The 7,161-nt window shown below is 66.8% G+C and carries 4 protein-coding genes; 2 read left to right on the top strand and 2 right to left on the bottom strand.

Going from position 1 to position 7,161, the window contains the following annotated elements; translation table 11 throughout:
* Together WAN71_RS03195 and WAN71_RS03190 are read right to left on the bottom strand one after the other, a co-directional pair.
* Positions 1 to 564 (bottom strand): serine/threonine-protein kinase (locus WAN71_RS03195; protein WP_422223939.1); only part of this gene is annotated, 564 nt, incomplete at its 3' end.
* Positions 565 to 742: 178 nt separating this feature from the next.
* Complete coding sequence (locus WAN71_RS03190) at positions 743 to 1,246, bottom strand: hypothetical protein (RefSeq protein ID WP_422223938.1); 504 nt, start codon at positions 1,244 to 1,246, stop codon at positions 743 to 745.
* Positions 1,247 to 1,547: 301 nt separating this feature from the next.
* Here WAN71_RS03190 and WAN71_RS03185 point away from each other — a divergent pair, with 301 nt between their 5' ends.
* Entirely contained in the window at positions 1,548 to 2,273 is a 726-nt protein-coding gene (locus WAN71_RS03185) for a DUF1906 domain-containing protein (protein WP_422223937.1), read from the top strand.
* 485 nt (positions 2,274 to 2,758) lie between these two features.
* Positions 2,759 to 7,161, top strand: a 4,403-nt coding sequence (locus tag WAN71_RS03180; protein ID WP_422223936.1) for a fatty acid synthase subunit beta domain-containing protein, incomplete at its 3' end; no start/stop codon positions are given.

Here is a 7,161-nt window from a genome sequence, read left to right as displayed (position 1 = left end):
CTCGGGCGCTGCATAGCTCACGGTGCCGATGCCAAGGTTCGCCCGAGTCAGACTGTTGGTCTCGTCGGGGCGCCGGGCGACACCCAAGCCTGCCAGCAAAATTCGTCGTCTGCCGGATGCCGAATCGGTGAGAAGGATGTTGCTCGGGTTCACGTAGCGATGCACCAGCCCCTGTTCGTGGGCGTAATCGAGGGCGTCCGCGATCGCGGAGACGATCTCGATCACCATGTCTGGCGGCATGCCGTCGGGATAGGTATCGGTTAGCAGCTGGGCGGCGTCGGTGCCGTCGACGTAGTCCATCGCGAGCCACAGCTGGTCGTCGAACTCACCGCGATCGTGGAGGCCGACGATGTTGGGATGCCACAGAGCGGCTGCCCGGTCGGATTCCTGGTGGAACCGGAAGCGATACTCCGGGTCGGCCGACACATCGGCCGACAGCATCTTGAGCGCGTACTGGCGCGGCAACCTCGGGTGTTCAGCCAGATAGAGCTCACCGATCTCTCCGGACGCGAGCAGCCGAACAATACTGAACCCGGCGACTGTCACACCACTGACCAGCGGCATGGGGAGGATCGTACATACTGGCGCGTGCAGCCGGTGCCGGTGTTGCGCCTCAGTCACCGACCGCCCCTGCGTGTCGAGACACGGCATTGTCGGAGAAAGCCTGGACCGCGCCCACTACCGGGCCTCTTCGTGCCATGTTTGACCGGCAGACCGCGACGATCGTGCGCAGCAGCCCGTCCTACGAACCCTCGTCCGCTCCGCCGTCGGGCGTCTTCTTCTTTCCGGACCCCGACCCCGACCACGAGAACCCCGAGCTGTCCGCAAACGCCCACACGATGAGCCCGAGGACCACCACGATCAGCGCGACCGCGCCGAGCGCGGCGACGAACACCAGCGCCGCGACCGGCACTGCGAGCACCAGCGTCAGCACGTGCTTCACAAAGGGGCGCGCGAGGACCATCGAGCCGAGTACGAACACGACCGTGCCTGCGATGATCAGCGGACGGCCGTGGGGGTCGTGGATCGCTTGGTGCCAAACGAGCTTCACCGTGAGACCCGTCACGTGTTGCAGGAGGTCCTCACTTTTCGCGCGCTTGAACAGCACCGCGATCGGCAGGGCCGCTCCGGCGAGCTGAATCAGCAGGCCGGCCGCTATCCAGTAGTTCCGATGCGCGACCGGGCGCAGGAAGCCCGCCGCGCGTTGGGTTTCCGGCTGCACGAACGGCGCCATGCCATCGACCACGGAGCAACCATAGTTGCTGTCCGGCGACCGTGAGACCGGAGATCGATGCACACAGTTGCTCAAAGACCATCGCCCCAGGTCAGCTCCAAACCCAGTTCCCACACCCCCACCCCGCAATTTTTTTCCGGAAACCTTTGCGACCCTGGTTGTAAGGGCAGCGCCGGCGGCCGTGGTCGGCAGTTTCGGATTGTTCGGGCACCGGCACCTGGCGGAGGTGATGCAGCAGGTCCGCCGGTCCTGATACAGATGTGACCAGTGGCGTTGACGTGGTAATTGGTGTGTTTGTCGTATCCTGTGACGCGTGACGCTTACGTCGCGGCGCTCTGTGCTGAAATTCGCGGCGGCGACACCTGCCCTGATCGGTCTCGGTGTCGCGGCGGGGTCGCTGTGCGCGCCGTCGGCCTCGGCGGATGGCCTGGGCGTTTTGCTGGATTATGCGGCCGGAGTGATCCCCGCCGGCCAGATCAGGGCGGCCGGCGCAGTGGGCTCCATCCGGTACGTATCGGATCGTCGGCCCGGCGGCTCCTGGATGCTGGGGAAGCCGATCCAACTGCCCGAAGCCCGCGACCTCAACCAGAACGGCCTCAAGATCGTCTCCTGCTACCAGTACGGCAAGCAGAGCTCCGCCGACTGGCTAGGCGGTCAAAGCGCGGGCGTCACGCATGCGCAGCGGGGGTCGCAGCTGCACAGCGCCGCTGGTGGTCCGGCTGGCGCCCCCATCTACGCCTCGATTGATGACGACCCGTCCCACGAGCAGTACAAGGCGCAGGTGGCGCCCTACCTGCGCGGCTGGGAGTCGGTGGTCGGTCACCAGCGGACCGGCGTGTACGGGAATTCCAAAACGATCGAATGGGCGCTGCAAGACGGCCTGGGCTCCTACTTCTGGCAGCACAACTGGGGCTCACCCGGGGGTCGCACTCATCCCGCCGCGAATTTGCATCAGGTCGAGATCGACAAGCGCAACGTCGGAGGCGTCGGAGTCGACCTCAACAACATTTGCAAGCCCCAGTTCGGGCAGTGGGCCTGAGCTGTGCTGACCCGCGGGTAAGTTTCCAGCAAACTTCTGCCGTCCGCTGCGGCGGCCCGATTCTCTTCGGTCACTGCGCGCGGCGTGGTCAGATGTAGACCGACAGTCTCGATAAAGCGCAGAATTTTTAGATAACGATTGCATAACAATACTGCCTTGATCTGCGCTGTTGTTGCTACTCGACCGTAACCACCTGCATCCAGCGGGTTTGGTCCGCAGGCCCTCGGCCGCCGTTGAGCGGAGTGTTACCCAGGGCACTGTTACCCGCGCGTAGAACTCACCAGTAACCGATTCGCGCAGGAAACCCCACTGGTTCTTATGACACTCTTATAGCAGGCGATAACGCCCCCTCGGTCGGCCCTCCGAAGCCGGGTTCGTCGAGACGCGGTCGGTTGGACGGGGGCTCGGTCGGGATTTTGACGATATCCGCAGGGCAGCGCTGCTCTGGCACGCAAGGCGATAAGCGCTTTTAGGGAGATACGCACGTGACGATCTACGAGCACCATCGAGTGTCGGCGGACCACGACGGGATCACCCCGGAGGCTGCGCAGGGCACTCATGCCCTGGTCGATCGTCTCAGTGCCGGCGAGGCCTATGCGGTCGCGTTCGGTGGGCAAGGCGGCGCGTGGCTGGAGACGCTGGAAGAGCTGGTGTCTTCGGCAGGCGTCGAATCTGAGCTGTCGACGCTGGTCGGCGAGGTGGACATGCTGCTCGAGCCGGTCGCCAAGGAGCTCGTCGTGGTCCGTCCCATCGGCTTTGAGCCGCTGCGTTGGGTACGCGCGCTGGCTGCCGAGGACCCGGTTCCGTCCGCCAGGCAACTCACCTCGGCCGCGGTGTCGTTGCCCGGCGTGCTGCTGACCCAAATCGCCGCGATACGCACCCTTGCGCGCCAAGGCATGGACTTGCAGGCCACCCCGCCGGTAGCCGTCGTCGGTCACTCGCAGGGCGTTCTGGGCGTGGAGGCGCTGAAAGCCGCGGGCGAACGCGATGTTGAGCTGCTTGCCGTCGCACAGCTGATCGGCGCCGCCGGCACGCTGGTGGCCCGCCGCCGCGGCATCTCGGTCCTCGGCGATCGCCCACCGATGGTGTCGGTCAGCAACGCCGACCCCGAGCGCATCTACCGGCTGCTCGAGGACTTCTCCCAAGACGTCCGAACCGTGCTGCCGCCCGTCTTGTCGATCCGCAACGGCCGGCGCTCGGTCGTCATCACCGGCACCCCCGAGCAGCTGTCCCGCTTCGAGCTGTACTGCAAGCAGATCTCGGACAAAGAAGAAGCCGACCGCAAGAACAAGATCCGCGGCGGCGACGTCTTCGCGCCGGCCTTCGACCCGGTGCAGGTCGAGGTGGGGTTCCACACGCCACGGCTGGCCGACGGTATCGACATCGTCGGCGACTGGGCCGAAAAGGTCGGCCTCGATGTCGAATTTGCCCGCGCGCTGGCCGAGTACATCCTGGTACAGCAGGTCGACTGGGTGGACGAGGTCGTGAAGGTCCACGAGGCAGGCGCCCGCTGGATTCTCGACCTGGGCCCCGGCGACATCCTGACCCGGCTGACCGCACCGGTGATCCGCGGCCTCGGCATCGGCATCGTGCCCGCAGCGACCCGCGGCGGGCAACGCAACCTGTTCACGATCGGCGCCGTGCCCGAGGTGGCCCGTCCCTGGTCGAGCTACGCCCCGTCGGTGGTCCGCTTGCCCGACGGCAGGGTCAAACTCTCGACGAAGTTCACCCGGCTGACCGGCCGGTCACCGATCTTGCTGGCGGGCATGACCCCGACCACCGTCGACGCCGAGATCGTCGCCGCCGCGGCCAACGCCGGGCACTGGGCCGAGCTCGCCGGCGGCGGGCAGGTCACCGAACCGATCTTCAACGACCGCATCGAGGAGCTGTCCGGGCTGCTTGAACCCGGTCGGACCTACCAGTTCAACGCGCTGTTCCTCGACCCGTATCTGTGGAAGCTGCAGGTCGGCGGAAAACGGTTGGTACAGAAGGCCCGCCAGTCCGGTGCGCCGATCGACGGCCTGATCGTCAGTGCAGGCATCCCCGAGCTGGAAGAGGCCGTCGAGCTCATCGACGAACTCAACGAGATCGGGATCAGCCACGTGGTTTTCAAACCGGGCACCGTCGAACAGATCCGTTCGGTTATCCGCATTGCCACCGAGGTGCCGACCAAGCCGGTCATCATGCACATCGAGGGCGGGCGCGCCGGCGGTCACCACTCCTGGGAAGACCTCGACGACCTGCTGCTGGCCACCTACTCGGAGTTGCGATCGCGGCCCAACATCACCGTCTGCGTCGGCGGCGGCATCGGCACCCCCGAGCGGGCGGCCGAATACCTGTCCGGGCGCTGGGCCGAGTCCTACGGTTTCCCGTTGATGCCCGTCGACGGCATTCTGGTGGGCACCGCAGCAATGGCGACAAGAGAGTCGACGACATCGCCGTCGGTCAAGCGGATGCTGGTCGAAACGCAGGGCACCGACCACTGGATCAGCGCTGGAAAAGCTCAGGGCGGCATGGCGTCCAGCCGCAGCCAGCTCGGCGCCGACATCCACGAGATCGACAACTCCGCTTCCCGTTGCGGGCGGCTGCTCGACGAGGTCGCCGGAGACGCGGACGCGGTCGCCGATCGCCGCGACGAGATCATCGCGGCGATGGCCGTCACCGCCAAGCCGTACTTCGGCGACGTCGCCGAGATGACCTACCTGCAGTGGCTGCGGCGTTATGTCGAGCTGACCATCGGCGACGGCGACAGCACGGCCGACACTGCGGCGCCGGGCAGCCGGTGGCTGGCCGACACCTGGCGCGACCGGTTCGAGCAGATGCTGCAACGAGCCGAGGCGCGGCTGCACCCGCAGGACCACGGTCCGATCGAGACCCTCTTCAACGACGACGCGCTGCTCGAGAACCCGGATGCGGCCATCGCGGCGCTGCTGGCCCGCTATCCCGACGCTGAGACCGTGCAGCTGCACCCGGCCGATGTGCCATTCTTCGTCACGCTGTGCAAGACGCTGGGCAAGCCGGTCAACTTCGTGCCGGTCATCGATAAAGATGTACGGCGCTGGTGGCGCAGTGATTCGCTGTGGCAGGCCCACGACGCCCGTTACGAGGCTGATGAGGTGTGCATCATTCCCGGCACCGCCGCGGTCGCTGGTATCACCCGGATGGACGAACCGGTCGGCGAATTGTTGGACCGCTTCGAGCAAGCCGCGATCGACGAGGTGCTGTCAACCGGGGCGCAGCCCGCGCCGGTGATCGCGCGCCGGCAGGGGCGCGTCGATGTGCGTGGGCTGCTGGCCGTGGTGTTGGACGCGCCGGATGTGCTGTGGGCCGGCCGCGTCGCCACCAACCCGGTGCACCGCATCGCCCATCCTGCCGAGTGGCAGGTGCACGACGGACCAGAAGAGTCACGGGCCACCCATTCATCCACCGGCGCGCGGCTACAGATCGACGGCGACCAAGTTGTGTTGAGCGTGCCGATCGCGGGCACCTGGATCGACATCCGATTTAGCTTGCCCGCCAGCACGATTGACGGCGGCATTCCGGTTGTCCGCACCAAGGACGCCATCGAAGCCATGCGCTCGGTGCTGGCCATCGCCGCCGGTGCCGACGGTCCGGAAGCGCTGCCCCGGGTGCACAACGGGACGGCCACCGTGACCGTGCCGTGGGACCCCGAGCTGGTAGCCGACCACACCGGGGTCACCGCCATCTTCGGCGAGCCGCTGGCACCCACCCTGACCACCGTGCCCGACGCGCTGGTCGGCCGCTGCTGGCCGGCGGTCTTCGCGGCCATCGGCTCCGCGGTCACCGCTGCCGGCGTCCCGGTCGTGGAAGGCTTGCTGAGCCTGGTGCACCTGGACCATGCAGCGCACCTGCTTACCAATCTGCCCAAGGTGCCGGCCGAATTGACCGTCACTGCAACGGCTTCGGTGGCCACCGATACCGAATTCGGTCGAGTGGTTCCGATCTCGGTGACGGTCGCCGCCGCGGACCGCACAGTGCTCGCCACGCTTGAGGAGCGGTTCGCGATTCGTGGCCGCACCGGCGCTGCCGAATTAACCGACCCGCTGCGTGCCGGTGGCGCGGTCTCCGAGAACGCGACCGACACCCCGCGGCGCCGCCGGCGGGATGTCACACTGCCTGCGCCGGTCGATATGCGCCCGTTCGCAGTGGTGTCCGGCGATCACAATCCGATTCACACCGATCGGTCCGCCGCACTGCTGGCCGGTCTGGAATCGCCGATCGTGCACGGAATGTGGTTGTCGGCAGCGGCACAACATGTAGCGACCGCCACCGACCGCCAGGCCCGCCCCCCTGCTCGATTGGTGGGCTGGACGGCCCGCTTCCTGGGTATGGTGCGTCCCGGCGACGAGGTGGACTTCCGGGTCGATCGGGTCGGAATCGACCAGGGCGCAGAGGTTTTAGAGGTCGCCGCCCGGGTCGGCTCGGATCTGGTGATGTCGGCGACGGCACGGCTGGCTTCGCCGAAGACCGTCTACGCGTTTCCCGGTCAGGGCATTCAGCACAAGGGCATGGGCATGGAAGTCCGGGCCCGCTCCAAGGCCGCCCGCAAGGTGTGGGACGACGCCGACAAGTACACCCGCGGAACGCTGGGCTTCTCGATCATGCACGTGGTGCGCGACAACCCGACCAGCCTGATCGCCAGCGGCGTGCACTACCAACACCCCGAGGGCGTGCTGTATCTGACCCAATTCACCCAGGTCGCCATGGCGACGGTGGCGGCCGCCCAGGTCGCCGAGATGCGCGAGCAGGGTGCGTTCGTCGAGGACGCCATCGCCTGCGGCCATTCGGTTGGCGAGTACACGGCGCTGGCTTGCGTGAGCGACATCTACGGGCTGGAAGCGTTGCTGGAGACTGTGTTTCAGCGCGG

This window comes from Mycobacterium sp. (assembly GCF_049280035.1).
Taxonomy (GTDB): Bacteria; Actinomycetota; Actinomycetes; order Mycobacteriales; family Mycobacteriaceae; genus Mycobacterium.
The sequence above is the reverse complement of the archived record's forward strand: the minus strand, read 5'-3'. Positions and strand labels throughout refer to the sequence as shown.